This is a genomic window from Pseudomonas sp. NPDC087342, assembly GCF_044744265.1.
GTDB classification, from domain to species: Bacteria; Pseudomonadota; Gammaproteobacteria; order Pseudomonadales; family Pseudomonadaceae; genus Aquipseudomonas; species Aquipseudomonas nunensis.
Map to the genome: position 1 here is coordinate 90,974 of NZ_JBIUXZ010000023.1, position 246 is coordinate 91,219.

The 246-nt window shown below is 54.9% G+C and carries 1 protein-coding gene; it reads left to right on the forward strand.

Going from position 1 to position 246, the window contains the following annotated elements; all coding sequences use genetic code 11:
• Positions 1-118: 118 nt before the first annotated feature.
• Positions 119-246 (forward strand): GTP-binding protein (locus ACIOYV_RS27790; RefSeq protein WP_401328890.1); only part of this gene is annotated, 128 nt, incomplete at its 3' end.

The window sequence follows — 246 nt, forward strand, 5'->3', positions numbered from 1 at the left end:
GCCAATGTGCGCGTTTATCGACCGAGCTAAGTGCCCGGGGCTGTTTGCCTGTGGCCTGCGTCACCGGCCCCCCGACGCCGCCGTCAAGCTGTAACGGCTTTGCCGGACTCTACTGTTAATCGCTGCCAAGACTTGTCAGCACACCGAATCCTCTGATCGAGATACACAAGTGATCGAAAATCTACGCAACATCGCCATCATTGCTCACGTTGACCATGGTAAAACCACCCTGGTAGACAAACTCTT